General features: G+C 73.0%; 20 protein-coding genes and 5 pseudogenes. 13 read left to right on the top strand and 12 right to left on the bottom strand.

Annotation, left to right across the window (positions count from 1 at the left end):
- Nucleotides 1-145 precede the first annotated feature (145 nt).
- The 5 genes and pseudogenes from trxA to ACZ411_RS11835 form a co-directional block, all read right to left on the bottom strand.
- Nucleotides 146-468: pseudogene (gene trxA, locus ACZ411_RS11855) on the bottom strand (thioredoxin).
- A gap of 83 nt (nucleotides 469-551) precedes the next feature.
- Nucleotides 552-1,590 (bottom strand): annotated as a pseudogene (gene trxB, locus ACZ411_RS11850) (thioredoxin-disulfide reductase).
- Nucleotides 1,591-1,746: 156 nt separating this feature from the next.
- Nucleotides 1,747-3,297, bottom strand: a complete 1,551-nt coding sequence (murJ, locus tag ACZ411_RS11845; RefSeq protein WP_464171136.1) for a murein biosynthesis integral membrane protein MurJ — start codon at nucleotides 3,295-3,297, stop codon at nucleotides 1,747-1,749.
- A gap of 133 nt (nucleotides 3,298-3,430) precedes the next feature.
- Complete coding sequence (locus ACZ411_RS11840; protein ID WP_464170847.1) at nucleotides 3,431-5,017, bottom strand: DUF6049 family protein; 1,587 nt, start codon at nucleotides 5,015-5,017, stop codon at nucleotides 3,431-3,433.
- Between the two features lie 261 nt (nucleotides 5,018-5,278).
- The gene (locus ACZ411_RS11835) at nucleotides 5,279-5,728 is read right to left on the bottom strand and encodes a DUF6049 family protein (protein WP_464170845.1); all 450 of its coding nucleotides are present in this window, start codon (nucleotides 5,726-5,728) and stop codon (nucleotides 5,279-5,281) included.
- Nucleotides 5,729-5,821: 93 nt separating this feature from the next.
- On the opposite strand from ACZ411_RS11835, the gene ACZ411_RS11830 reads away from it, so the two are divergent.
- From ACZ411_RS11830 to dnaB, 6 genes and pseudogenes are all read left to right on the top strand, one after another.
- Nucleotides 5,822-7,252 (top strand): CCA tRNA nucleotidyltransferase, encoded by a 1,431-nt coding sequence (locus ACZ411_RS11830; protein WP_464170843.1) that lies wholly within the window; start codon nucleotides 5,822-5,824, stop codon nucleotides 7,250-7,252.
- Between the two features lie 194 nt (nucleotides 7,253-7,446).
- Nucleotides 7,447-7,791, top strand: a pseudogene (gene rpsF / locus ACZ411_RS11825) (30S ribosomal protein S6); the annotation flags it as partial.
- Nucleotides 7,792-7,893: 102 nt separating this feature from the next.
- Nucleotides 7,894-8,448 carry a single-stranded DNA-binding protein gene (locus ACZ411_RS11820; protein WP_043583663.1) on the top strand — a complete coding sequence of 185 codons (555 nt, stop codon included), beginning with the start codon at nucleotides 7,894-7,896 and terminating at the stop codon, nucleotides 8,446-8,448.
- A gap of 36 nt (nucleotides 8,449-8,484) precedes the next feature.
- Complete coding sequence (gene rpsR / locus ACZ411_RS11815; protein ID WP_012039648.1) at nucleotides 8,485-8,748, top strand: 30S ribosomal protein S18; 264 nt, start codon at nucleotides 8,485-8,487, stop codon at nucleotides 8,746-8,748.
- An 11-nt stretch (nucleotides 8,749-8,759) separates the two neighbouring features.
- The gene (gene rplI, locus ACZ411_RS11810) at nucleotides 8,760-9,212 is read left to right on the top strand and encodes a 50S ribosomal protein L9 (RefSeq protein WP_094116830.1); all 453 of its coding nucleotides are present in this window, start codon (nucleotides 8,760-8,762) and stop codon (nucleotides 9,210-9,212) included.
- Nucleotides 9,213-9,665: 453 nt separating this feature from the next.
- Nucleotides 9,666-11,045 carry a replicative DNA helicase gene (gene dnaB, locus ACZ411_RS11805; RefSeq protein WP_464170834.1) on the top strand — a complete coding sequence of 460 codons (1,380 nt, stop codon included), beginning with the start codon at nucleotides 9,666-9,668 and terminating at the stop codon, nucleotides 11,043-11,045.
- 204 nt (nucleotides 11,046-11,249) lie between these two features.
- Here dnaB and ACZ411_RS11800 read toward each other — a convergent pair whose 3' ends face one another.
- The 3 genes and pseudogenes from ACZ411_RS11800 to ACZ411_RS11790 form a co-directional block, all read right to left on the bottom strand.
- On the bottom strand, nucleotides 11,250-11,486 hold the full coding sequence (locus tag ACZ411_RS11800; protein ID WP_464171135.1) for a CHY zinc finger protein: 237 nt from the start codon (nucleotides 11,484-11,486) through the stop codon (nucleotides 11,250-11,252).
- A gap of 131 nt (nucleotides 11,487-11,617) precedes the next feature.
- Nucleotides 11,618-13,244 (bottom strand): annotated as a pseudogene (locus ACZ411_RS11795) (peptide chain release factor 3).
- A 60-nt stretch (nucleotides 13,245-13,304) separates the two neighbouring features.
- The gene (locus tag ACZ411_RS11790) at nucleotides 13,305-13,694 is read right to left on the bottom strand and encodes a MerR family transcriptional regulator (protein ID WP_094116828.1); all 390 of its coding nucleotides are present in this window, start codon (nucleotides 13,692-13,694) and stop codon (nucleotides 13,305-13,307) included.
- Between the two features lie 389 nt (nucleotides 13,695-14,083).
- Here ACZ411_RS11790 and ACZ411_RS11785 point away from each other — a divergent pair, with 389 nt between their 5' ends.
- Both ACZ411_RS11785 and ACZ411_RS11780 read left to right on the top strand, forming a co-directional pair.
- The gene (locus ACZ411_RS11785; protein WP_464171133.1) at nucleotides 14,084-15,493 is read left to right on the top strand and encodes a SulP family inorganic anion transporter; all 1,410 of its coding nucleotides are present in this window, start codon (nucleotides 14,084-14,086) and stop codon (nucleotides 15,491-15,493) included.
- A 55-nt stretch (nucleotides 15,494-15,548) separates the two neighbouring features.
- The gene (locus ACZ411_RS11780; RefSeq protein ID WP_464170831.1) at nucleotides 15,549-16,808 is read left to right on the top strand and encodes a glycosyltransferase; all 1,260 of its coding nucleotides are present in this window, start codon (nucleotides 15,549-15,551) and stop codon (nucleotides 16,806-16,808) included.
- A 525-nt stretch (nucleotides 16,809-17,333) separates the two neighbouring features.
- On the opposite strand, the pseudogene ACZ411_RS11775 reads toward ACZ411_RS11780, so the two are convergent.
- Nucleotides 17,334-17,699: pseudogene (locus ACZ411_RS11775) on the bottom strand (ROK family protein); the annotation flags it as partial.
- Between the two features lie 642 nt (nucleotides 17,700-18,341).
- Between ACZ411_RS11775 and ACZ411_RS11770 the strand changes: the two are divergent.
- Complete coding sequence (locus ACZ411_RS11770) at nucleotides 18,342-19,016, top strand: DUF308 domain-containing protein (protein WP_464170829.1); 675 nt, start codon at nucleotides 18,342-18,344, stop codon at nucleotides 19,014-19,016.
- A 2-nt stretch (nucleotides 19,017-19,018) separates the two neighbouring features.
- The gene (locus ACZ411_RS11765; RefSeq protein WP_094117094.1) at nucleotides 19,019-19,288 is read left to right on the top strand and encodes a hypothetical protein; all 270 of its coding nucleotides are present in this window, start codon (nucleotides 19,019-19,021) and stop codon (nucleotides 19,286-19,288) included.
- Nucleotides 19,289-19,425: 137 nt separating this feature from the next.
- Here ACZ411_RS11765 and purB read toward each other — a convergent pair whose 3' ends face one another.
- Together purB and ACZ411_RS11755 are read right to left on the bottom strand one after the other, a co-directional pair.
- Nucleotides 19,426-20,808 (bottom strand): adenylosuccinate lyase, encoded by a 1,383-nt coding sequence (gene purB / locus ACZ411_RS11760; RefSeq protein WP_464170826.1) that lies wholly within the window; start codon nucleotides 20,806-20,808, stop codon nucleotides 19,426-19,428.
- Between the two features lie 13 nt (nucleotides 20,809-20,821).
- Nucleotides 20,822-21,349 carry a low molecular weight protein-tyrosine-phosphatase gene (locus tag ACZ411_RS11755; RefSeq protein WP_094116823.1) on the bottom strand — a complete coding sequence of 176 codons (528 nt, stop codon included), beginning with the start codon at nucleotides 21,347-21,349 and terminating at the stop codon, nucleotides 20,822-20,824.
- Nucleotides 21,350-21,627: 278 nt separating this feature from the next.
- On the opposite strand from ACZ411_RS11755, the gene ACZ411_RS11750 reads away from it, so the two are divergent.
- Nucleotides 21,628-21,810, top strand: coding sequence for a hypothetical protein (locus tag ACZ411_RS11750; RefSeq protein WP_464170823.1), 183 nt, complete (start codon nucleotides 21,628-21,630; stop codon nucleotides 21,808-21,810).
- Between the two features lie 1,378 nt (nucleotides 21,811-23,188).
- On the opposite strand, the gene ACZ411_RS11745 is transcribed toward ACZ411_RS11750, so the two are convergent.
- Nucleotides 23,189-23,584 carry a phage holin family protein gene (locus ACZ411_RS11745; RefSeq protein WP_464170821.1) on the bottom strand — a complete coding sequence of 132 codons (396 nt, stop codon included), beginning with the start codon at nucleotides 23,582-23,584 and terminating at the stop codon, nucleotides 23,189-23,191.
- A gap of 154 nt (nucleotides 23,585-23,738) precedes the next feature.
- On the opposite strand from ACZ411_RS11745, the gene ACZ411_RS11740 reads away from it, so the two are divergent.
- Together ACZ411_RS11740 and ACZ411_RS11735 are read left to right on the top strand one after the other, a co-directional pair.
- Entirely contained in the window at nucleotides 23,739-24,875 is a 1,137-nt protein-coding gene (locus ACZ411_RS11740) for a histidinol-phosphate transaminase (protein ID WP_464171131.1), read from the top strand.
- A gap of 9 nt (nucleotides 24,876-24,884) precedes the next feature.
- On the top strand, nucleotides 24,885-25,997 hold the full coding sequence (locus ACZ411_RS11735) for a thiamine pyrophosphate-dependent dehydrogenase E1 component subunit alpha (protein ID WP_094116819.1): 1,113 nt from the start codon (nucleotides 24,885-24,887) through the stop codon (nucleotides 25,995-25,997).
- The last annotated feature ends 7 nt before the right edge of the window (nucleotides 25,998-26,004 follow it).

Genomic DNA, 26,004 nt, shown 5'->3' with positions numbered 1-26,004 from the left:
TCGGTGCGGCAGCGCGGCGGAGGGGCGGCGCGCCGGCGGACCGGACCGAGGTGCGTGCCCGACGCTGGGGCATGCCGGAGGGCCCGGCACCTCGCGGTGCCGGGCCCTCCGGGCGGTGCCTCCTGCGGCAGCCTGCGAGCGGGTCCTACTTGAGGAACTCCGCGAACTCCTGCTCGAGCGCCGGCTTCGGCTTGGCGCCGATGACGGTCTTGACGACCTCGCCGCCACGGAAGACCTTCATCGCCGGGATGGAGGTGATCTTGTACTTCATGGCGACCTCGGGGTTGTCGTCCACGTCGATCTTGACGAGCTCGATGCCGGGGTTCTCGGCGGCGATCTGGTCGAGGACGGGGAGACGGCCTTGCACGGGCCGCACCAGGGCGCCCAGAAGTCGACGATGACGGTCTTCTCGGCGTCGAGGACGTCGGCCTGGAAGCTGGCGTCGGTGACGTCGCGGGAGTGGGACATGGGTGCTCCTTCGTGTGGTTCGGGGGAGCCGGGCGGTTCCCGGATCCTTCGGTGCTGTCGGGCGTCGCGAGGCGCCGCGAGGACTACAGGCGGTCGGCGCCGACGAGCTCGCCGTCGGGGTCCACCGCGCTGCCGGCGGCGGCGAGCGCCGTGACCGGCAGGGCCCTCCGGGCCGTCCGACGCCGCGTCGAGCAGGGCGTCGGGCAGCGACGCGAGGAAGTGCTCGGCGTCCAGCGCCGCGATGGTGCCCGATGCCGCGGCCGTGATGGCCTGGCGGTAGGTCGGGTCGATCACGTCGCCGGCGGCGAACACGCCCGGCAGGTTGGTGCGGGAGGAGCGGCCGTCGACGGCGATGGTGCCCTCGCTCGTCAGCTCCAGCTGCTGGTGGAAGAGGTGCGTGCGGGGGTCGTTCCCGATGGCGATGAAGAGTCCCTCGAGCGCCAGCGGTCGCTGCTCGCCCGTGACCGTGTCCTCGAGCACGACGCCGTCGACCTTCTCGCCACCCGTGATGTCGACCACCTGCGCGTTCCAGACGAACTCGATCTTCGGGTTCTCGAACGCCCGGTCCTGCATGATCTTCGACGCGCGCAGGCTGTCCTTGCGGTGGATGACGTAGACCTTATCCGCGAAGCGCGTGAGGAAGGTGGCCTCCTCCATGGCGCTGTCGCCGCCGCCGACGACCGCGATGGTCTTCTGGCGGAAGAAGAAGCCGTCGCAGGTGGCGCACCACGAGACGCCGTGGCCGCTCAGGCGGTCCTCCGAGGGGAGGCCCAGCTTGCGGTACGCGGACCCGGTCGCGGCGATGACCGTGAGGCCCTCGTGCACGTCGCCGTTGCCGAGCGTGACGCGCTTGACGTCGCCCTGCAGCTCGACGGACGTGACGTCGTCGAGGACGACCTCGGTGCCGAACCTCTCGGCCTGCGCCTGCATGGCCATCATGAGGTCGGGGCCCTGGATGCCCTCGGGGAAGCCCGGGTAGTTCTCGACCTCGGTGGTGTTCATCAGCTCGCCGCCGGCCTCGACCGAGCTCGCGATGAGGAGGGGGGTGAGGTTGGCGCGGGCGGCGTAGATGGCGGCCGTGTATCCCGCGGGACCCGAACCGATGATGATGATCTGACGCACGACGGCTTCTCCTCCACTGCTCGGCGGGGCACCGTCCCGGCGCCCGCTCACCTCTGCAACAGCCCCACGCTAGCGGCTATTCCTCCGCCTCCCCAGGGCGGCGGCATGCGTGCGGACGGCGTCGGCCAGGACCTCGCGCGCCGGTCGTCGGAGGGGTCAGCGGCGGCGGATGCGGCGCATCACGGGACCGGCGAGCTGCTGCAGCTCGGAGGACCGCATCGCGGCGAGGGAGGCCAGGTAGACAGCCGTCATGACGGCGGCGAGCGGGATCCCGATCAGCAGGGCCGAGCCCTTCGAGTCCACGCCGACGCCCGTGAAGGCTCCCCCCGAGACCAGCTGCAGGAGTCCCAGGCCGACGAGGGTCGTCGGGACGGCCGCGACGGCGAACCGGACGGAGCTGCGGAGGATCCGGTGCCCGTCGATGCGCCCGATCCGGCATCGGAGCAGGACCGCCGCGAGCACGGCCTGCCCGGTGACGGTGACGGTCTGCAGGACGGCCAGCCCCACGCCGATCAGCTCGACGGGCTGCTGCGCGATCACCAGCGCGCCGACGATGAACACCACGACCTGCGCGCACTGGATGAAGAAGGGCGTGCGCGTGTCCGAGAGCGCGTAGAAGGCGCGCTGCAGGACGAAGAGGGTGCTGAACGCGGGCAGGCCGAGGATGAACGCGATGAGCACCACCCCGTAGCCGCGCACCTCGCCGATGTCGCCCGAGACCATCACCCGGGCGACGGGACCCGCGAGGACGGCGATGAGGGCGGTCGAGAGGACCGTCATGAGCGCGACGGTGCGGATCGCGGAGGAGAGGTCGACCCGCATGCTGTCGTGGTCGCCCTCGCCCGCGTGGGTGCTCATGCGCGTGAAGTACGCGGTGGCGATGGAGACGGCGAAGATCGAGTGCGGGAGCATGAAGAACAGCCACGCGTTCAGCAGGATGGTGCTCGACGGGCTGTCCGAGGTGGCCGCGATGTTGGCGACGTTGGACTGCGCGATTCCGGCGAGCTGCGTGACGACGAGCATGCCGAAGGTCCATCCCGCGAGGCGGCCCGCGGTGCCGAGGCCGACGCCCCGCCAGGCGAAGTCGAATCGGAAGCGGAGTCCCACTCGGCGCCAGAAGACGAACAGGATGAGCGCCTGCGCGACCACGCCGAGGGTGGCGGATCCCGCGAGCACGACGATCTTGTCGAGGCTCCAGTCGTCGACGGGACGGCTGCCGGATCCGAACATGGCCTGGAAGAGGAGGAGCCCGGCGATCGCGACGACGTTGTTGAGGACCGGCGCCCAGGTGAACGGCCCGAACGAGCCCCGCGCGTTGAGGACCTCGCCGAGCACCGCGTAGAGGCCGTAGAAGAGGATCTGGGGCAGGCACCAGTACGCGAACGCGACGACCAGCGCGAAGACGTCCGGCGGCAGCGTGGCGGCGTACAGGCGGGACACGACAGGCGCGCCCACGGTCGCGAGGACCGTGACGCCGCCGAGCACGACGATCGCGATGGTGACGAGCTTGTTGATGTAGCCGGCGCCGCCGTCCGCGTGCTTCGCGGCACGCACGACCTGCGGGACCAGCACGGCGTTGAGGACACCGCCGGCGATGATCACGTAGATGTTGTTCGGGAGCTGGTTCGCGTTCGAGAACGCGTTGGAGCTGCCGAGGGTCGCGCCGATGGTCTGCAGCAGCACGATGGCCTTGACGAAGCCGAGGATGCGCGAGACGAACGTCCCCGACGCCAGGAGCGCCGACGCGCGGCCGATGCCGCCTCCGCGGGGGAGCAGGGGCCGCGGTCATGCCCGGGCCGATGCGGGGGTGCGCGATGCGGGGGTGCGCGATGCGGTCCGGTCAGTCATCGATCTCCTCGGGCAGGCCGGCGAGCTGCCGGGCTCGGGCGCGGCGGCGCTTGCGGATGCTGCGGAACAGGCCGAAGCCGAAGAGGAGGGCCACGGCCGCGATGAAGAGCGTGGTGACGACGGCCTCGAACCCGGCGCGGATGAAGAGCTCGACGGGCGCGCTGTCCCCGATCTGGACCGTGCCGTCCTCCGTCGTGAGTCGCGCCGTGACCACCACGTCGCCGTTGGAGATGGAGGTGATCGGCGGTCGGGCGGAGGCGCTGCCGTGCGCGGGCACGGTGACGACCGCGGAGTCGTCGACGCGGATCCGGCCGCTGCCGGCGATGATCGACAGCCGCACGGTGACGGGCTGGTCGAGCTCGTTGCTGACGTTGATGAGCAGGCTCGTCGTGTCGCTGATCACGGTGTTCTGACGGGTCGTGATGGCCACGGACCCGAGCAGGCCGTCCGCCTGCGCCGTGTAACCGTCCTGGACGGTCACAAGTCCATCCGGGTCGTCGCGCCAGCGGTTCGACAGCGTGGCGAGCAGGAGCATGCGCTGCTGGCCGGTGATGAGCTCCGGCCGCTCCACCGCCCTCGCGAAGGCGGCCACCTGCGCCTCGAGCGACATGGCGTCGGCGACGCGCTGGACGCGGCCGGCGTCCTCGGGCTGGTCCACGACCTGCAGCGGCACGGAGGCGCTCCCGAGCGCGGTGGTGGCCGTGGCGGTGTCGCTGAAGGGGAGGGCCTGGATCGCGTCGAGCAGCTGGCCCAGGCGAGCTCCGGAGGCCGCCCAGCCGCGCTCCAGCCCGGCGACGACGACGTGGCCGTCGGCCTCCCGCGCATCGGCCGCGAGGGTCGCCGAGAGCTGCGCGAGCGCGATCCCGAAGGACTCGTCCGTCGCCGCGGACAGCGCCTGGTCGACGAGCGCCGAGACCCGGGTGTCCGTGACGAGGATCCTCGTGTCGCCGACGGTCCCGGTGGCCCCGACGGGCGCGGTGCCGGCCGGCTGCACGTCGCCGCTCGCGAGGACCGCGGTGGTGATGCCGCTGGCGGCGAGGACGCCGAGGTCGTCCGAGGTCATGGTGCCGGCGGCCGGCCAGGCGACGCCCGAGATCGTGTGGTCCCAGGCCGTGAGGTCGGCGAGGCTGGGGACGGGGGAGAGGACGGGCGCCGTGGGGCTGGGGCTCGGCTCGGGCTCCTCGGTGGGCTCCTGCGTGGGCTCCTCGGCCGGTTGGGTCGAGGCGGCGGCGGACGAGGCGCCGCGCGAGCCGCCCGCGGAGGCGGAGGCCGATCCTGTCCGTCCCAGCCGTCTCCGTGGGCGTGGGCGTCGGTGCGGGTGTCGACCCCGGCTCCGCGAAGCGGGTCGCCTCCACCGCGTAGGAGGCGTCGGTGGGCCCGAGGAGGGTCGCGGCGCCGGCCTGCGGCTGCACGGCCACGTCGGCGTCCGCCCACGCCAGGGCGAAGGTCTCGTTGGGCATCTCGCGGAGGCGCTGCAGCCATTCCACGGCGGATGCCGGGGCGTCGACCCCGAGGATCCGGATGGACGCGAGGATCCGCGGGTCGATGCCGACCGCCACGGGGCGGCCGTACACCGCATCGAGCTGACGCACGAGCGTGCCGCCGGGGGAGGTGTAGGTGGCGAGGGCCTCGGCGTCGATGAAGTCGGACGCGCTGGGCGGGACCGTCAGCGGCATGACCGCGGCGACGGGCACGGGTGCGGGGTCCTCTCCCGGGCTCCAGACGAGTGCGCCCCGGCCGGTCGCCACGTCGACCCCGCCCGCCTCGAGCTCCGCGGTGAGGCCGCGCGGACCGAAGCCGCCGCGGCTGCCCTGCAGGGCCACGGTGCCCGACGGGACGGTCAGGGGCACGTCGACGGTGCCGCCGGCCGGACCTCCGGGCTGTCGGCCCGCCCGATGCGCGGCCCGGTCCGGGAGTTCGCGTCGGTCGCCGCGGTGTCGAGCCAGCCGTCGAGCTCCGTGCGGGTGTCCAGCACGGTGCGGTTGAGGTCGAGGTCGATGCGCCCGGCCGGCACCGCGGAGTCCGTCGCGTTGACGACGGAGACCGTCACCGTGAGGTCCTCGCCGGGCGCGAGGATCCCCTCCGCGGACGGCGTGACGGTGAGCGTCACCCCCTCGGTGGCCGCCCGCGCCGGGGTTGCGGGAGCCGCGACCGTCCCGGCGGCGAGCGTCCCGGCGGCGACCGCGGCGCACACGAGGGTGGAGATCGTGCGTCGCGCGGTTCGCCGGATCAGCCGGAGGGCTCTGTCCGTGCGGGTGGGGCCGGCGTCGTGTCGAGGCGCGGCGTGCATCTGGCGATTCTAAAGCGCGGGTCCCGGACGGCCCGTGCGCGCTCGCCGTGGAGGCCGGATGCGCGACCCGGCGCCGCCGTAGACTGTCCGACCATGCACAGCGTCGCACAGGCCCTCGAGCGTCTCCGCGAGCTGGCCGCATCGCCCCCGGTGGCCGTCCTGGCGCGCGCCTTCCATGAGGCGGGGCACGAGCTGGCGCTCGTCGGCGGCCCCGTGCGCGACGCGTTCCTCGGCCGCGACGCCACCGACCTCGACCTCACGACGGACGCCCGGCCGGACCGCATCCTCGAGATCGTGAAGCCCGTCGCCGACGCGCACTGGGACATCGGGCGCGCGTTCGGCACCATCGGCGCCCGCGTGCGCGGCGAGCAGGTCGAGATCACGACCGTACCGCACCGACCAGTACGACGGCGTCTCCCGGAAGCCCGAGGTCGAGTTCGGGTCCTCCCTGGAGGAGGACCTCGTGCGCCGCGACTTCACCGTCAACGCGCTCGCCGTGCGCCTGCCGCAGGTCGTCCTGGTCGACCCCTCGGGGGCATCGACGACCTCCTCTCCCAGGTGCTCCGCACCCCCGTCGCCCCGGAGGTCTCCTTCGGCGACGATCCGCTCCGCATGATGCGCGCCGTGCGGTTCGCCTCCCAGCTGGGCTTCCACCTCGACGACGCCGCGCTCGCCGCGATCCGCGGCATGTCGCCGCGCATCCTCGACATCTCCGTGGAGCGGGTGAGCGACGAGCTGTCCAAGCTGCTCCGCACCCCCGAGCCGCGTGCGGGGCTCGACCTGCTGGTGGAGGGGGGCCTCGCCGAGCACGTGCTGCCGGAGCTGCCGGCGATGAAGCTCGAGGCCGACGAGCACCACCGGCACAAGGACGTGTACCAGCACTCGCTCCAGGTCCTCGACCAGGCCATCGACCACGAGCGCTCCCGCCACCCGGGTGCCGCGCCGGATCTCGTCCTCCGCCTGGCCGCGCTCCTCCACGACATCGGCAAGCCCTCCACCCGCCGGCTGGAGCCCGGCGGGGTCGTCACCTTCCACCACCACGACGTGGTCGGCGCGAAGATGGCCAAGCGCCGCCTCCGTGCGCTGCGCTTCGACAACGACACGGTCGCGTCGGTGGCCCGGCTCGTCGAGCTGCACCTGCGCTTCTTCGGGTACACCGAGGGCGGCTGGACCGACTCGGCCGTGCGTCGGTACGTCCGCGATGCGGGCCCCGAGCTCGAGCGGCTGCACATGCTCACCCGCGCGGACGTCACGACGCAGAACCGTCGGAAGGCCGACCGGCTCGGCTTCGCGTACGACGACCTCGAGGCGCGCATCGCCGAGCTCGCGGAGCAGGAGGAGATGGCCGCGGTGCGGCCCGACCTCGACGGCGAGGCGATCATGCGCATCCTCGACGTGCCGCCGGGCCCGGTCGTCGGCCGCGCCTACCGGTTCCTGCTGGAGCTGCGGCTCGACGAGGGGCCCCTCCCCGCGGAGGAGGCCACGCGGCGGCTCGTCGCCTGGTGGGCGGCCGAGCAGGGCTGATCCGCCCGGATCCGCATGCTCGTGCGCCGCGGTCTGGTGCGACCCCTCCCCATCCGGTAGGCTTCTGAGGTTGTCCGCCCGGCAACGGGACTCCCCTGCCCCGCGCGGACAGATGCACATACCCTCCTGTCGCAGATCGTCTGCGACCGTTCAAGTCCGAAGGAGGTGGGTTAGTGACGCATCAGTACGAACTCATGGTGATCCTGGATCCCGAGATCGATGAGCGCACCGTCGCTCCCAGTCTCGACAAGTTCCTCAACGTCATCCGCACCAGCGGTGGCACCGTCGACAACGTCGACGTCTGGGGCCGTCGTCGACTGGCGTACGAGATCAACAAGAAGAACGAGGGCATCTACGCCGTCGTCCAGCTCACCGCCACGAGCGAGGCCACGCAGGAGCTCGACCGCCAGCTGGGCCTGTCCGAGGCCGTCATGCGCACCAAGGTGCTGCGTGCCGAGGAGGCCATGGCCATGGTCGCCTCCGCTGCGAAGCTCGCCGACGAGAAGGCCGCCCGCAAGGCAGCCGCCACGTCCAAGGCCGCAGACGCCGCGCCCCAGGCGCCCGCCACGGATGCCGCTCCGGCGACGCCCGGCAAGCCGGCAGCCCAGGCTGCTTCCAGCGAGAAGACCGGGGAGTAGTCGATGGCCGGCGAAACCATCATCACGGTCGTGGGCAACCTCACCAGTGATCCGGAGCTGCGGTACACGCAGAACGGGCTGGCGGTAGCCAACTTCACCATCGCCTCCACGCCGAGGTCCTTCGACCGCGCGAGCAACGACTGGAAGGACGGCGACGCCCTCTTCCTCCGTGCGAGCGTGTGGCGCGAGTTCGCCGAGCACGTGGCGTCCTCGCTCACCAAGGGATCGCGTGTCGTCGCGACCGGCCGCCTCAAGCAGCGGTCGTACGAGACGAAGGAGGGCGAGAAGCGCACCTCCATCGAGCTCGAGGTCGACGAGATCGGCCCCTCGCTCCGCTACGCGACCGCTCAGGTCACGCGCGCGGCCGGCGGCGGCGGCAACGGCGGCGGAGGCAACTCCGGCGGCGGTGGCCGTGGCCAGTTCGGCGGCGGACAGCCCCAGCAGCAGCAGGTGGCCGAGGAGCCGTGGGGCACCCCCGCGAGCTCCGGCGGCAACTCCGGCGGCGGCGACGGCGGCTGGTCCAACCCCGGCAACTTCAACGACGAGACGCCCTTCTAGGGCTCGTCGCACTACGTACGAAAGACAGGAACAATCATGGCTGGAAAGAGCAGCGGCGACCGCCGCAAGCCTCTCCGCGGAGCCAAGGGCGGCAAGAACGCCGCCCCGGCGAAGTCCATCCGCGTCGGCGTCATCGACTACAAGGATGTCGCCACCCTCCGCAAGTTCATCTCCGAGCGGGGAAAGATCCGCGCTCGTCGCATCACCGGTGTCTCGGTGCAGGAGCAGCGCCTCATCGCGCGCGCAGTCAAGAACGCGCGCGAGATGGCACTTCTCCCCTACGCCGGCTCCGGCCGTTAAGGGGTAATGGAATGTCGAAAGTAATCCTGACGACCGAGGTCTCCGGCCTCGGTTCCCCCGGAGACGTCGTCGAGGTCAAGAACGGGTTCTCCCGCAACTACCTCGTGCCCCAGGGCTTCGCGGTCATCTGGAGCCGCGGCGGCGAGAAGCAGATCGAGCAGATCAAGGCCGCGCGTGCCGCTCGCGAGCACGCGACCATCGAGGAGGCGCAGGACCTCAAGAGCCGCCTCGAGGCCAAGATCGTCAAGCTGACCGTCAAGGCCGGCCAGGGCGGGCGCCTCTTCGGCTCCGTCAAGACGTCCGACATCGCCAAGGCGGTCGAGGAGTCCGGCATCGGCCAGGTCGACAAGCGCAAGATCGAGATCCCCACGGCCATCAAGGCCACGGGCAACCACGAGGCCACGATCCGGCTGCGTGACGACATCGTCGCCACGATCAGCCTGCAGGTCGTCGCCGCGAAGTAACGCAGCACGAGCACGGTGGCGGTGGGCATGATGCCCACCGCCATCGGCGGTTCAAGGAGCCGGTCAGAGCGCCTCGATCCCCAGCTCCATCCACAGGCGAGGCCCTAGCAGAAGAACTCTCAAGGGCTGGTCCAGACTAGTTTCCCCACATCGGGTGTGGAACTCCGCGGTGCTGGTCAAACAGCGATTCTGCGGTCATATCCGCGAGTAGTCCACAGGTCCATCCCCAGGTAGTCCACACGATCCCCGGCGTTTCGCCCACATTGTCCACAGCCCCGTCCACAGGTGCATTTGGTCGTGTGCGGGGTCGATCCATATCGTGGGCAGCACCCGTCGAACGGGTCGCCGGATGACCCGACAGGGGTCCGGTCGACGCCGTCCGAGCGGTGTCGGAGGTCCGAGCTAGAACGGTCGTGCGGGCGCATCCGCCCAGCCGACCGAGGGGAGCCGCACGTGTCCATCGCCCATCTGGGTCTCGCCGGCGAACGGGACGAGCGCGACAAGCGCGCCGGTCACGAGCGCACCCCGCCGCACGACCTCCTCGCCGAGCAGAGCGCCATCGGCGGCATGCTCCTCAGCAAGGACGCCGTTGCCGACGCGGTCGAGCAGGTGCGGGCGATCGACTTCTACATCCCGAAGCACGAGATCATCTTCGACGCCATCCTGTCGCTGTACTCGCACGGGGAGCCGACGGACGTCATCGCGGTCACCGACGAGCTCACCAAGCTCGGCGAGCTCAGCCGTGCCGGCGGCGCCGACTACCTCCACACGCTCACGAGCGTCGTGCCCACGGCGGCCAACGCCGGCTTCTACGCGTCCATCGTCGCCGAGAAGGCGGTGCTGCGCCGACTGGTCGAGGCGGGCACCTGCATCGTGCAGATGGGGTACGCGAGCGAGGGCGAGGTCGTCGACCTGGTCAACAACGCGCAGGCGGAGATCTACGGCGTCACGGGCGGCGTGGAGGCCGAGGACTACGTGCCCCTCACCGACGCGGTCACGGTCGCCATCGACGAGATCGAGGCGGCCAAGGGCAAGGACGGCCAGATGACCGGCGTGCCCACGGGCTTCGCCGACCTCGACGCGCTCACGAACGGCCTCCACCCGGGCCAGCTCATCATCGTCGCCGCCCGCCCCGCGCTCGGCAAGTCGACCCTGGCGCTCGACTTCGCCCGTGCGGCGAGCATCAAGTTCGACATGCCGTCCATCTTCTTCAGCCTCGAGATGGGGCGCAGCGAGATCGCGATGCGCCTGCTGTCCGCCGAGGCGTCCGTGCCGCTGCAGAGCATGCGCAAGGGCACCGTGGACGCGCGCGACTGGACCACCATCGCGCAGACCCGCGGCCGCATCAACGACGCGCCGCTCTACATCGACGACAGCCCGAACATGACGCTGGTCGAGATCCGCGCGAAGTGCCGTCGGCTCAAGCAGAAGGTGGGCCTCAAGCTCGTCGTCATCGACTACCTGCAGCTCATGACGAGCGGCAAGAAGGTGGAGTCGCGCCAGCAGGAGGTCTCCGAGTTCTCGCGTGCGCTCAAGCTCATGGCGAAGGAGCTGCAGGTGCCGGTCATCGCGCTGTCGCAGCTGAACCGCGGCCCGGAGCAGCGCGCCGACAAGATGCCGGCCATCTCCGACCTCCGCGAGTCCGGCTCGCTCGAGCAGGACGCCGACATGGTCATCCTGCTGCACCGCGAGAGCGCGTACGAGAAGGACAACCCGCGCGCGGGCGAGGCCGACTTCATCGTCGCCAAGCACCGCAACGGACCGACCGGCACCATCACGGTGGGCTTCCACGGGCACTTCTCGCGCTTCGCGGACATGCCCGCGGGCGGCTAGTCGAGGCAGCCGCCGCGGGCGGTCCTGAGACGTCGCGGGTGGGCCTGGGGCGCCGCGGACGGGCCTGTGGTGCTGCGGGCGCTCCTGCCGCTGCGGGCGGGCCCGGGCGTCGGGGCCGGTGCACCGGCGTTCCGCGCATCGGCGTTCCGCGCATCGGCGTCCCGTGCTCAGGGTGCGGCCCGACGGGGTCCGGCCGCGCCGCCGTCAGGGGGCGAAGTACAGGTGGGCGTGCGCCGCGCATCCGGGGTTGAACGGCGCAGCGCACCGCGGGCACGCCTCGGCCGCGAGGTACTGCGGCACCGTCATCGTCGCGCGGCAGACGCCGCACAGGGCGGCGGGAAGGTCGTGCTCCGCCCGGGGGATCACCTCGAGGGGATGGTCGGCCACGGCCGCGTGGCACAGGTGGCACGGGTACCAGGCACCGCAGCATGGCGCGCGCAGGGCGACGACGTCGAGCCGGGAGCCGTAGTGCTCGCAGCGCGTCTCGGCGTCGATCGTGAGCCCCGAGGACGGCGGGGACGGGGCCCGCCGGGTCGTGACCGGCTGAGGGGGTCACGGCCGCATCCTGGCGGTCACACGTCCGGGAGGGCCGTCGCCGCGTCGACGAGCGTGAGCTCGGGGCTGTCGCGTTCGATCGCCTTGAGGCGCCAGGGGGTGGTGATGAGGGCGATGTGCGTGCCGTCGGAACGCACGAGCACCTCGACGCCGATGGTCTTCGCGAGGGCGGGCGCGGAGGCGGCGTCGGTGATCCGGGCCACCTGGTACTCGAGGGGCTCCATGCGCAGCGGCGCGCGGAACTCGTTCGTCATGCGCTCGACGACGACCTCGAACTGCATGGGGCCGACGGCGCCGAGGACGGGGGCCTGGTCGCCGCGGAGGTCGGAGCGCATCACCTGGATGACGCCCTCGTGGTCGAGCTGCTCGATGCCCTTCCCGGAACTGCTTGTGGGTGCTCGTGTCCTTCGAGCGGACGACGCGGAAGAGCTCCGGCGCGAACTGGGGGAGGCGCGGGAAGGTGACGGGCGCGCCGTCGAAGAGCGTGTCGCCCACGCGGATGTTGGACGCGTTCACGAGCCCCACGACGTCGCCGGGGTAGGCGTCCTCCACCGTGGAGCGCTCACGGCCGAACAGCTGCTGGGCGTACTTGGTGACGAAGGGCCGGCCGGTCTGGGCGTGGGTCACCGTCATGCCCCGGTGGAAGACGCCCGAGCAGATCCGCATGAACGCGAGCCGGTCGCGGTGCGCGGTGTTCATGCCCGACTGGACCTTGAACACGAAGCCCGAGAAGTCGTCCTCGACGGGACGCGTGCGGTCCTGCTCGTCGGGGCGCGGCTGCGCGGCCGGGGCGATGGAGTCGAGGGCGTCGAGGATGTGGGTGACGCCGAAGTTGAGCACGGCCGCCGCGAAGAGGACGGGCGTGGTGCGTCGGGCGAGGAACGACTCCTCGTCGTGGTCCTGGCCCTCCTCGTGCAGGAGCTCGCTCTCCTCGACGGCGTCCGTCCACGCGGATCCGGCGGCGGCGAGGGCCTCCTCGGGCGACATGCGCGTCTCGGGGGCGATGCTCGCGCCGCCCGCGGTGCGCGTGAAGTGGACGCACTCCCCGGTGGAGCGGTCGACCACGCCGAAGAACGCGCCGGACTCGCCGACCGGCCACGTGAGCGGGGTGGGGAGCAGGCCCGTGCGCTCCTTGATCTCGTCCATGAGGTCGAGCGGCTCGCGTCCCGGCCGGTCCCACTTGTTGATGACGGTGATGATCGGGATGCGGCGCTGGCGGCACACCTCGAACAGCTTCATGGTCTGGGTCTCGAGCCCGCGGGAGGCGTCGACGAGCATGATCGCGGCGTCGACCGCGGAGAGCACGCGGTACGTGTCCTCGGAGAAGTCGGCGTGCCCGGGGGTGTCGACGACGTTCATGACGGTGTCGCGGTGGGTGAACTGGATCGCGGCGGAGCTCACCGAGATCCCGCGCTCCTTCTCCATGTCCATCCAGTCGGAGACGGTGGACTTCCGGCCCTGCTTGCCGTGGACGGCCCCCGCGGAGCCGATGGCGTGCGCGTGCAGCAGCAGTGCCTCGGTGAGCGTGGACTTGCCCGCGTCGGGGTGGGAGATGACGGCGAACGTGCGACGTCGGGACGCCTCGCGCAGCACAAGACCGGCGGAGGCCGAGGCGGCGGCGCGGGGAGGGGTGATGGTCGACACCCCTCCATGGTACGAGGCGGTTCCGGGAGGGATGTCCGAGGGCCGGGGCGACCCGGTGCGTCAGCGGGCGCGGAGGCGGTCGAGGAACTCGTCGGCCATGCCGAGGTGCTCCGCCAGTCGCCGTCGGCGCTCCTCCGCGTCGGTGATGAAGGCGGCGAGGTCGGCGCGGAGCGACGCGGTGTCGTCGTCGGGGCCGGCGGCGTCGAGCGCGTCGGTGACCTCGAGCAGGCGCATCATCTCCTCGAGGGAGAAGCCGAGCGGCTTCATCCGGCGGATCAGGAGGAGGCGCTCCAGGTCCTCGTCCGTGTACAGGCGGAAGCCGCCGTCGGATCGGCCGGACGGGCGGAGCAGGCCGGTCTCGTCGTAGTGGCGGAGCGTGCGGTGCGACAGGCCGGTGCGCTCGGCGAGCTCGCCGATCTGCATGGTCGCGGAGCCGGCAGGACGCGTCATGCGGGCCTCCAGACAGACCCTTCCCTCACGTGAGGGCAGGGTAGGGTGGGGTGGGTCGCGACCGGACGGCCGCCTCCGACCATTCTCCCCGAATCCGGGAGACGCATCACCGCCCCGTCCGGGGGCGTCCGCCGTGTGCGGGCACCCGGCCGGCGCCGGGCATGCGCGCCCCGCCGTCACCGGCCGGGGCACGGATCCCACCCCCGTCCTCGTCGCTCCTCCTCCTCCCGATCGGAGCACCGTGTCCGTCACGCCCCCGTCCGCCGTCGACCCGTCCCGCCCCGGGTCGCGGCCCGCGCCCCGCCGCCGCGCCCGCGCCGTCGCCGTCCGTCCTCGAGGCCCTGCGGACGCCCCGCATCCTCACCCGGGAGGTCCTGGCCGGCCTGGTGGTGGCGCTGGCGCTCATCCCCGAGGCCATCTCGTTCTCGATCATCGCGGGCGTGGATCCGCGCGTGGGCCTGTTCTCGTCGTTCGTGATGGCCGTCACCATCGCCTTCCTCGGCGGCCGCCCGGCCATGATCTCCGCGGCGACCGGCGCCGTCGCCCTCGTCATCGCGCCCGTCGCGCGCGAGCACGGCATGGACTACTTCCTCGCCACGGTGATCCTGGCGGGCCTCCTGCAGGTGGTCCTCGCGGTGCTCGGCGTCGCGCGGCTCATGCGGTTCATCCCGCGCTCCGTCATGGTCGGCTTCGTCAACGCGCTCGCGATCCTGATCTTCACGGCGCAGATCCCGAACCTCGTCGACGTCCCGTGGCTCGTCTACCCGCTCGTCGCGGTGGGCATCGCGATCCTCGTCCTGCTGCCCCGGTTCACCCGCGCGGTCCCGGCGCCGCTCGTCGCCATCGCCCTCCTCACCGGTGCGACGGTGCTCGGCGCGCTCGCCGTGCCGACCGTCGGCGACCAGGGCGAGCTGCCGCGCAGCCTCCCGGAGCTGTTCCTGCCGCAGGTCCCGCTCACCCTCGAGACCCTGGGCATCATCGGGCCGTACGCGCTCGCGATGGCGCTCGTCGGGATCCTCGAGTCGCTGATGACGGCGAAGCTCGTCGACGACATCACCGACACGCCCTCCCACAAGACGCGCGAGACGTGGGGACAGGGCGCCGCGAACATGCTGTCAGGCCTCTTCGGGGGCATGGGCGGCTGCGCGATGATCGGCCAGACGATGATCAACGTGAAGGCCTCGGGGGCGCGCACGCGCATCTCCACGTTCCTCGCCGGGGTCTTCCTGCTGCTGCTCGTGGTGGTGCTCGGCGACCTCGTGGCCGTCATCCCGATGGCCGCGCTCGTCGCGGTGATGGTGATGGTGTCGGTGGGCACGTTCGACTGGCACAGCATCCGGCCGTCGACGCTCAAGCGCATGCCGGTCGGCGAGACGCTCGTGATGGTGCTGACGGTCGCCGTCGTCGTCGCGACGCACAACCTCGCGATCGGCGTGGTCGTCGGCGTGATCGCGGCCATGGTCGTCTTCGCCCGGCGCGTGGCGCGCTTCGCGACGGTGGAGCGCACGGTGGTCGAGGGCGCGGACGGCGAGCCGACGGCCGAGTACCGCGTCGTCGGGGAGCTCTTCTTCGCGTCGAGCAACGACCTCACCACCCGGTTCCGGTACGCGGAGGACCCCGCGCGCGTCCGCATCGACATGAGCGGATCCCACGTCTGGGACGCCTCGACGGTCGCCGCACTCGACGCGATCACCACGAAGTACGAGCGGCGCGGCACCACCGTCGACATCGCGGGGATGAACGACGCGAGCCTCCGCATGCACGGCCGGCTCGCGGGACGGCTGGGCGGCGAGGGCTGAGCCCGGTCGGGGCCGGGCCGCGGAGGGCCGGCCGGCCGCTCGTAGGATCGGGCGCATGAGGATCGCGTTCGTCTCGCTGCACACGTCGCCGATCCAGAAGCCCAGCACCGGCGACGCCGGCGGGCTCAACGTCTACCTGCTGGAGCTCGCGCGGAGCCTCGGCCGGCAGGGGCACGAGGTGCGGCTGATCACCCGGGCCACCGATCCGGCCGACCCGGCGGTCGTTCCCGTCGCCCCGGGCGTGGAGCTGATCTCCCTGCGCGCTGGCCCGGCGGGGCCGCTCGCCAAGGAGGAGCTGCCCGCGATCACGGATGCGTTCGCGGCCGCGCTCGCGGCGCTCCCGCCGGCCGACGTGGTGCACGCCCACTACTGGCTGTCGGCGGTCGCGTCGCTCCCGGTCGCGCGCGCCTGGGGCGTCCCGCACGTCCTGACCCTGCACTCGGTGTCGGCGGGCAAGAACCGCCGGCTCGTGGCCGGCGACACCCCCGAGCCCGCGTCCCGGCTCGCCGACGAGGGGCGGCTCGTGGGCGCGTCGGACCTCGTCGTCGCATCGGCCGAGTCCGAGAAGCGGCTGCTCGTGGAGGCGTACGACGCCGACCCGGCCGCCGTGCACGTGGTCGCGCCGGGGGTGGAGGCGGCGTTCCTGCAGGAGCCGTCGGGCCGCGACGGCGGGCGGGTGCGCATCGTGCTGCTCGGGCGGATCCAGCCGCTCAAGGGGCAGGACGTCGCGGTGCGGGCGCTCGCGCTGCTGGACCCCGCGACCCGGCCCCTGCTCGTGATCGCGGGCGGGGTCTCGCCCGGCCGGAACGCCTACGCGGACGGCCTCCACGCGCTCGTCCGCTCCCTCGGGCTCCAGGACGACGTGGTGTTCACCGGCGCGCTCGACCGGGCGGCGACCGCGCGCGCCCTCGCGGCCGCGCACCTCGCGCTCATGCCCTCCGCGGCGGAGACCTACGGCCTGGTGGCGCTCGAGGCCGCCGCGTGCGGCACGCCCGTGGTCGCGTCGCGCACCGAGGGGCTCGTCGACTCGGTGCGGGAGGGGGTCAGCGGCGTCTTCGTGCCGACGCGCGAGCCCGCCGACTGGGCCCGCGCGATCCGCGGGCTGCTCGCCGATCCGGCCGCCCTCGCGCGCCTGTCCGCCTCGGCCCGCGAGCACGCGGCGCGGCACACGTGGGACGTGGCGGCGGCCGACGTCGCCGAGGAGTACAGGCTGCTGCGCGAGCGGAGGGGCCGGGAGACGCGAGGGGACGGTCTGCGGGGTCCCGGGGGGCGTCCTGCCGCGGAGGGGAGCGCCGCGGGGGAGCCGGCAGCCTGATCCGTGGACCGGAGCGGACCACCCCACGGGTCGATCCGCGGGAGCCGGTCGTGCGCCGGAGTGGCCGGGCCGGGTCGAACCGGGCCGAACCGGGCAGGACCGGGTCCGGCCGGGTCGGGTCGGGTCGGGTCGCCGACCCGAGCCGCGGGACGCCCGCCCGCTCGATCCAAGGGCGACGCCCGTCCGCTCAGTCGGGGGCGACGCCCGCCCGGTGCGCCAGCAGCGCCGCGCCGACGAGTCCGGCGTCGTTCCCGCGACTGGCCGCGATGATCTCGGTGTCGACGTCGAGGAACGCCGAGAACCGCCGAACTCATGGGCCGCGGCTCCGCCCACGACGATCAGGTCGGGCGACATGATCGACTCGAGGTGCCGGTAGTAGCGCTGGAGCCGCGCCGCCCACTCCTCGAACGTGATGCCCTCGCGCCGGACCGCGGAGAAGGCCGCCTGCATCTCGTAGTCGCCGCCGTCGAGGTGGATGTGCCCGAGCTCGCTGTTCGGGATGAGGGTGCCGTCGTGCAGCAGGGCCGTGCCGATGCCGGTGCCCAGCGTGGTGAGGATCACGAGCCCGCCGCGACCCTGCAGCACGCCGTACTCGAGCTCGGCCACGCCGGCCGCGTCCGCGTCGTTGACCGTGAGCACGTCGATCCCGCTCCGCTCGCGGATGGCCGAGCGCGCGTCCATGCCGAGCCAGCGGTCGGAGATGTGGGCGGACGAGCGCACGATCCCGTCGCGCACGATCCCCGGGACGCCCACGCCGACGGGCAGGTCCTCGTCGGGGGTGAGCTCGAGGACGATCTCGGCGATCACGTCCGCGATGTCCTCCGGCTCGCCGCCGACCGGCTTCCCGACGGTCATCCGCTCCGTGAGCCGGATGCCCGTGGTGACGTCCACGATCCCGGCCTTGAGCGTGGTCCCGCCGATGTCGATGCCGAGGGCGAGCCGGTCGCGCCGGGCGAGGGCGGCCGCGGCTCCCTCGGGCGCGGCGACGACGGCGCGGTCGACGGGGATGAAGCCGCCGGGTGCACGGCCGCCGGCAGTGCGGCTGCTGCTCGCGGGGTCGCCGGCGGATCCGGGTCGCGGCGCGGTCTCGGGCTGGGGCACGGCGGGGCCTCTCGGTTGCGGCGGACGGCGGTTCTACGGGGCGGGCTGTGCTGGCGGATCCGGGGCGGAGCCGGCGGCCACGTGTGGTGCGGGTGCGGGTGCGGCACGGGTGCCGGTGGCTGACGCGCCGGTCCGATCCGGCGAGCGGCCGCACTCCTGCCGGTCCCCGCGCGATGCGCCGACCCGGATCGCGGATCCCTCCGGCGACGGCGACTGCGCCGTGCCGTCAGAACGCCCGGTTCGCGTAGACGATCCCGCACGCCACGCCCACGGCGCAGACGATGACGAGCCCGGCGACCGCACCGGCCGCCGCGGCGGCCAGACGGGGGAGGGGACTCGTCACGTCCCGAGCCTAGGCCAGCCGCGCGCGGGCGTCATCGCCGGCGCCCGCCCGAGCATCCGCCCAGGAACCCACCGAGTAGGCTGGCCCGGATGGAGAGAGAGGCTGCCGTGTCCGAGGACGAGCTGACGTTCCGGGCGGCGTACTGGCCCGTGCTCCTCCTGCGCGCACTGCCGGCCCTCGCCCTCGCCGCGTTCATCACGTTCTCCAGCGACCACTCGCCGGCCCTCGGGCTGGCGGCGTTCGGCGTCTTCGCGATCCTCTCGGGCGCCATCACCGCGGGCCTCGGCGCGCGCACCCGCCGCGGGCCCGCCGCCCGCATCCGCACCGGCGCCATCGTGCAGGGCGCGCTCACCGTGGTCGCCGGGATAGCCGCGCTCCTCGCGCGGGACGGGGGCGTGCTGGTGCTCCTCTACGTCGTGAGCGTATGGGCCGCGATCACCGGCTTCCTCGAGCTCGTCGCCGGTCTGCGCTCCCGCGGCCGCGTGCCCGGTGCGAGCGACGCGATCACCACCGGCGCGCTCACGGTCGTGCTCGCCGTCGCCTTCCTCCTGGTGCCGCCGGACCTCGTCGTGCAGTACGGCGGCGTCGAGCAGCGCGAAGGCCAGCTCACGGCGCCCGTGGTGGCCGTGGGCCTCCTGGGCGCCTACGCGGCGATCGTCGGGGTCTTCCTGGTCATCGCCGCCCTGAGCATGAAATGGGGCACCTCCACGCCCACCGCGACCTCCGCGGCGGACGCCCCCCGGACCACCGAGAGCGCGAGCTGACCGTGACTTCCAACATCCGCAAGGACCGCATGCGCCCCGCCGAGCTCCTCGGCATCGCCGCTGCGCTCGCCGTGTTCGTGGGCGTCATCGTGGCGCTCAGCACACGACCCGCCGACGGTCAGGGCTGGACGGTCGTGGTCGTGTTCACGGGCGTCGCGTTCATCGGCGCCCTCGTGATGCTGGCCATGCTCGCCCTGTCGTTCAAGCCGAACCGCAGTGAGCTCCAGGACATGGACGAGCAGGACCACCCCGACCGGCCGACCCGGCACTAGCCGCGCGGGCCGGTCCGCCGGGTCCGCCCCGCGGATGGGACCGGTCTGTGGCCGCAGCAGGCGGCCGCGCCTCGCCGCGGCGATCCGGCCGAGGCGAGGCGCAGGAGCGGCCTCGCCCGCGCCGGGACCACGATCGGTCAGAGGATGTGATCGACCAGCTGCGACGCCAGGCCCGCGTACCCGGCCGGGGTCAGGTCGAGCAGACGGGCCTTCGCCGCGTCGCCGATGTCGAGGCCGGAGACGAAGGCGCGCATGTCGTCCCGCCCGACGCGCTTGCCGCGCGTCAGCTCCTTGAGCACGGCGTAGGGATCGCTGATGGAGCTGCGCCCCGCCACGATCTCCGCGCGGATGACGGTCTGGATCGCCTCGCCCAGGATCTCCCAGTTGGCGTCGAGGTCGGCGGCGAGCAGCGCGCGATCGACGTCGATCTCCTGGAGACCCCGTCCGATGTTGTCCAGCGCGAGGAGCGAGTGCCCGAGCGCGACGCCGACGTTGCGCTGCGTCGTGGAGTCGGTGAGGTCGCGCTGCAGCCGTGAGGTGACGAGCGTCGCCGCCAGCGAGTCGAGGAGCGCGTCGGAGAGCTCGAGGTTCGCCTCGGCGTTCTCGAAGCGGATGGGGTTGATCTTGTGCGGCATGGTCGAGGACCCGGTGGCCCCCGCCTGCGGGATCTGTCGGAAGTAGCCCAGGGAGATGTAGGTCCACACGTCGGTGCACAGGTTGTGCAGGACGCGGTTCACGTGCGCGATGCGCGTGTAGAGCTCCGCCTGCCAGTCGTGCGACTCGATCTGCGTCGTGAGGGGATTCCACACGAGCCCCAGGCCGGTGACGAACGCGCGCGACTCGGCGGGCCAGTCGACGGCGCCGTCGGCGGCGAGGTGGGCCGCGAAGGTGCCCGTCGCGCCGCTGAACTTGCCCAGCACCTCCACGTCCTCCACGTCGGCGCGGAGGCGCTCGAGCCGGTGCACGAAGACCGCGAGCTCCTTGCCGAGGGTGGTCGGGGTGGCGGGCTGCCCGTGCGTTCGCGACAGCATGGCGTCGTCGCGGAACAGCAGCGCGCGCTCGCGGAGGGCGCCGATGACCGCGACGAGCTTCGGCAGCCAGACCTCCCGCACCGCGCGGTCGATGACGAGCGCGTAGGAGAGGTTGTTGATGTCCTCGCTCGTGCAGGCGAAGTGCGTGAGCTCGGCCACGTGCCCGAGCCCCAGCTCCTCGAGGCGGTCGCGCACGAAGTACTCCACGGCCTTCACGTCGTGCCGGGTGACGGCCTCGACGCGGGCGAGCGCGTCGATCTGCTCCTGTCCGAAGCCCGTGACGACCTCGCGGAGGGCGGCCTTCTGCGCGTCCGTGAAGGGCGTGGTGGAGAGGAGCGAGCGGTCGGTCAGGTGGATGAGCCACTCGATCTCGACGTGGATGCGCGCCCGGTTGAGGCCCGCCTCCGAGAGGTGCTCGCCGAGCTCGGTGACGACGGGGGCGTAGCGGCCGTCGAGGGGGCTCAGCACCTGCGGGGGCAACGGGCTCATGCGGGGTGATCTCCTAGCTGGGGGGACGGATCCCGGGCTCCACCTGCGTGAGGAGGGCCCGGGCGGCACGCTCTATCATCCCAAGAACCCGGTCGAACATCGCCGCGTCCGTGTAGTACGGGTCGGGCACGTCCCGCAGGTGCGCCTGGGGAGGATCGAACGACAGCAGCAGGTGGATCTTCGCGCGGTCGGCCTCCGTCCGGGCCCACTGGCGCAGCGTCCGCTCCTGGCCGCGGTCGAACACGACGACCAGATCGAGGTCCGGCAGGGTGTCCGGATCGAACTGCTTCGCACGATGCGCGGCGCCCGAGAGGCCGCGCCGCTCCAGCGCCGCGAGCGTGCGCGCGTCCGCCTGCTCGCCCACGTGCCAGTCGCCCGTCCCCGCGCTCGTCACGGACACCCGGTCCGCGAGTCCCGCGCGCTGCACCATGTCGCGGAAGACGACCTCCGCCATGGGGGAGCGGCAGATGTTGCCGGTGCAGACGAAGGCGATCCGGAAGACGGGTGGTGCCGTCGGGGCCGGAGGGTCGGGGGCTCCCATGCGCTCATTCTGTCGGCTGCGATCCCTCCCCACACCCCCTGGACGCGATGCCGTCCCCCGCTCGACCCGCACCTGCCCGCCGGCGCCCGAGGGGTGCGCACCATGCGGGTGGACGGAGACGAGGAGGCGATGCGGTGCGGGAGCGGACTGACGGACGGGGTGCGATGGCCGGCCACGCGAGCGGTCCCTCGGGCCCACGGGATGCGGGCGCCACGCCGGGGCAGATGGTCGCGCTGGCGCGGTCGCGGGCGCACGCCCTCGCAGTCCTGGCCGAAGAGGTGGCGGAGACGCGTCGCGCCATCGCGTGCTGCCGCGACGACCCGTCGTGGTCCGGCCGCGCGCACGACGCCTTCACGCGCTCCCTCGACGAGCTCGCCGGCCGGGTCGCGCTCGCGGCGAGCCTCCTGCACGAGGTCCCGGCGACGGGGTCGTCACCGGCCTGCAGCGGAGCGCACGCGTGACGGGCGGCGATGTCCCCGGGCTCACCGTCACCCTGGGCGGCGGAACCGCCGTCGTCACCGACGACCTGTTCCGGATCGCCGCGCGGCTCGACCACGCGGGGAGCGCCTCGAGGACCACGCCCGGGCGCTCGCCCTGCCACCGCTCGTGGACGCCGTCACGGGCCAGCACGACTCGGGGCTCGACCTGCCGCGCGGCCTCCTCGCCTCCGCGGCGCACGACACGCGCGCGCTCGCCGTCGACCTGCGGCGGGCGGCTGCCGAGTACGCGGACGGGGAGCGGGACGTCGACCGGTGCGTGCGCGCCGTAGCGGGACCCGGGGCCGGGCACCAGGTCGCGGGTCCCGCCTCCGGTCCGGGCGACCTGATGCGCGACGTCGGCGGATCCTGGCTCCACGGGCTGCGGCTCCTGGGCGTCGGCATCCTGATCGCGGCGCATCCGCGCGGGCCCGCGCGGACGCTGCTCCCGGCGGCCCTCCGCGACGCCGTCTCGGACGCGGCCGCCGCCGCGACGCGCTTCCTGCCGGCGCGTCCGCCCGGCGACGACGGGGTCCGGCAGACGACCGCGGGGCTGCTGGCTGCGCTGGGCGTCGTCGGCGTCCTGCGCGACGCCCCGGCCGCCGTCCGCGCCCGGCCCGACGCCCTCCGGTCGGCGCCGGCCACCTTCGCCGACCTCGCCGACCGCATCCCGGATCCGGTCGCCGGTGCCGCGCAGATGCGGGTCGAGGAGTACCGCGCCCCCTCGGGCGGCCGCCGGTTCGTCGCCTACCTCGGCGGGATGCAGACCCTCGATCCCCGCATCCGCGGCGAGGACTTCGGGCCCGCGTCGGCGGCTGCGGCGCTCGCGACGGAGGGCGGATCCGCCGTGCGCGCCGCTGAGGAGGCGCTACGCGAGGCGGGCGCCACCGCCGCGGACGAGGTCTACGTCGTGGGGTACTCCATGGGCGGCATCGTCGCCCGCGCGGTCGGCGACGACCCGCGCTTCCACGTGGCGCACGAGCTCACCTTCGGCTCCCCCGTCGGGCAGCTGCCGCTGCGGGCCGGGATCGACGGGGTGTCGGTCGAGCACACGGACGACCCCGTCCCGCCGCTCGGGGGCTCGCGCACCTCCGACGGCCCGGCGGGCGACGACGTCGTGGTCCGGTCCCGTGCCCTCGAGCCCGCGACGGACGCCGGCGCACTGGACGCGCATCAGCTCGGGACCTATCGGGCGACGGCCGCGGAGATGGACGCCTCGCGCTCGCCGCGGCTCATGGAGGCGCGCGATGCGCTGCGCGCCTTCCTCGACGGTGCGACGCCGGTCGCGTCCCACCTGTACCGCGCCGAACGCGGGTCGAGGGCGCATGCTCCCGGGCTCGGACGCGGCCCGGTGAGCCGCGTGTCAGACCCGGGAGGTCACCGGCCGGATGACGAGGCCCACGAGCCAGCTGAAGAGCGCCATCAGCAGGGCGCCGAGCACTCCCCACCAGAACCCCTCGACGGTGAGGCCGAAGCCGAGCGCACCCGAGATCGCCCCGACGAGGAGGAAGAGCAGCCCGTTGACCACGAGCGCCATGAGGCCCAGCGTCAGGACGTAGAGGGGGAACGCCACGATGCGGATCGCCGTGCCGATCACCCCGTTCACGACGCCGAAGACGGCGCCGAGCAGCAGGTACGTGAGGACGGTCGCCGTCGTGTCACCCGGTTCGTAGGCGGTCACGACGGTGCCGGAGACGATGAGCGTGGTGAGCCAGAGCGCGACGGCGTTGACGACCACGCGGACGAGGAATCGGGACATGCCCCGATCCTCCCAGACCCGGGCCGGGCGGGCCATGGGCGTCGCCGCGCTGCGCCCCTAGAATCGCCCGGTGATCCCCGAACCCGCGCAGACGGCCCCGTCCACCTCCCGCGAGGCGTCCGCGACGCCGGCGGAGGCATCTCCCTCGGGCGGCATGCCCCTCGACGCGACGGCCCCCCTCGACGCGGCCGCCCCCCTCGACGCCGCCGCTCCCGTGCGCCTGCGACCCGCCATCGCGGCGATGGTCGCGTACCGGCAGGGCAAGCCCGCCGGCGAGGACGACTTCAAGCTGTCGAGCAACGAGAACCCCTTCGACCCGCTGCCGTCGGTGCTCGCGCGCATCGACCAGGTCCGGGACGTCAACCGGTACCCGGACGCGGGGGCGACCCTCCTGCGCACGGCGCTCGCCGAGCGCTTCGGCGTCACGGTCGACCACGTGCACGCGGGCGCCGGATCGGTCGCGATCCTGTCCCAGCTCATCACCGCCGCCGCGGGAGCCGGCGACGAGGTCGTGCACGCCTGGCGGTCCTTCGAGGCGTACCCGACGCTCATCACGGTCGCGGGGGCCACGGGCGTCCCCGTCCCCAACCTCCCGGACCACTCGCACGACATCGACGGCATGATCGCCGCGCTCACGGACCGCACCCGCGTCGTCATCGTCTGCACGCCGAACAACCCGACGGGCACGCTCGTGACCGAGCAGGACCTCGAGCGCCTCCTCGCGGCGGTGCCGCGCGACGTTCTCGTGCTCCTCGACGAGGCGTACGGCGAGTTCGTGGGCCCGGAGCATGCCCTCGACGGCATGCGCCTGGTCGGCGACCATCCGAACCTGGTGGTGCTGCGCACGTTCTCGAAGGCGTACGGGCTCGCGGGCCTCCGCATCGGCTACGCCGTCGGCCACCCGCGGATCCTCGACGCCGCGCGGTCCGCGGCCATCCCGCTTTCCGTCACGGGCCACGCACAGCACGCCGCGCTCGCGTCGCTCGAGCACGAGGACGAGCTGCTGGAGCGCGTGCGCCTCCTCGCCCGGGACCGCGACGAAGCGTGGCGCGCGCTCACCGAGCAGGGCTGGGACGTCCCGCGGCCGCACGGCAACTTCGTGTGGCTGGCCACGGGCGCCGAGACGGCGCACGTCGAGACGCAGCTGGCCGCGGCGGGGCTCGTGGTGCGCGCCTTCGGGTCCGAGGGGATCCGCGTCACCATCGGCGAGCCGGCCTCTGTCCGGAAGCTACTGAACGCGTCGGCGGGAATTGTCCAGGGCCTGCCGGAGGGCCACCCGGCGCGCCGGTAGGTTGGGACGATGCCGGAAAGCGATGTGACGGTCCAGCTCCTGACCCCCTCGGGCGAGCTCGCGCCGAGCGACTCCGCCGAGGAGTTCCTCCCGTACTTCGAGCGACTCACGGAGGACGACCATCGCGGCTTCCTCCGCGACATGCGCCTCACGCGGGCGTTCGACCTCGAGGCCACGAACCTCCAGCGGCAGGGCCACCTGGGTCTGTGGGCGCCGAGCACGGGCCAGGAGGCGGCGCAGGTCGGCTCGGGTCGGGCCACGCGCCCGCAGGACCACGTCTTCCCCGCGTACCGCGAGCACGGAGTGGCGCTCATCCGGGGGATCGACCCGGTCGACATCGTGCGCCTCATGCGCGGCGTGACGCACGGCGGCTGGGACCCGGCGGTCGGCAACTTCCACCTCTACACGCTGGTCATCGGCTCGCAGGCGCTGCACGCCACCGGCTACGCCATGGGCGTCGCGTTCGACGGCGACGTCGCCACGGGGGACCCCGACCGCGACACCGCCGTCATCGCCTACTACGGCGACGGGGCCACCAGCCAGGGCGACGTCAGCGAGGCCTTCGTCTTCGCCGCGAGCTTCCAGACCCCGCAGGTCTTCTTCCTGCAGAACAACCACTGGGCGATCTCGGTCCCCGTCACCACGCAGTCGCGGACGCCCCTGTACCTCCGCTCCCGCGGATTCGGGGTGCCGAGCACCCAGGTCGACGGCAACGACGTCTTCGCCAGCTACGCGGTGACGGCCAAGCACCTCGACGACGCGCGCAACGGCGGCGGCCCCTCCTTCATCGAGGCGCTCACCTACCGCGTCGGCGCGCACACCTCGAGCGACGACCCCACGAAGTACCGCACCGACGAGGAGCTGCAGGGCTGGGTCGCGAAGGACCCCATCGCGCGCCTCGAGGCGTACCTGCGGAACCAGGGCGCGCCGCAGTCGCTCTTCGACGGCATCGACGAGGAGGCGCGGGACCTCGCCGCCGACGTCCGCCGGCGCACCATCGAGCTCACGAGCCCCGCGCTGCCGGGCATCTTCGACCACGTCTACTCGGATCCGCACCCCGTCACGACGGAGCAGCGCGAGTGGCTGGAGCGCTACGAGGCCTCCCTGGGAGGGAACCGATGACCGACAC

This window comes from Clavibacter sp. AC415, from assembly GCF_979252985.1.
The sequence above is the reverse complement of the archived record's forward strand: the minus strand, read 5'-3'. Positions and strand labels throughout refer to the sequence as shown.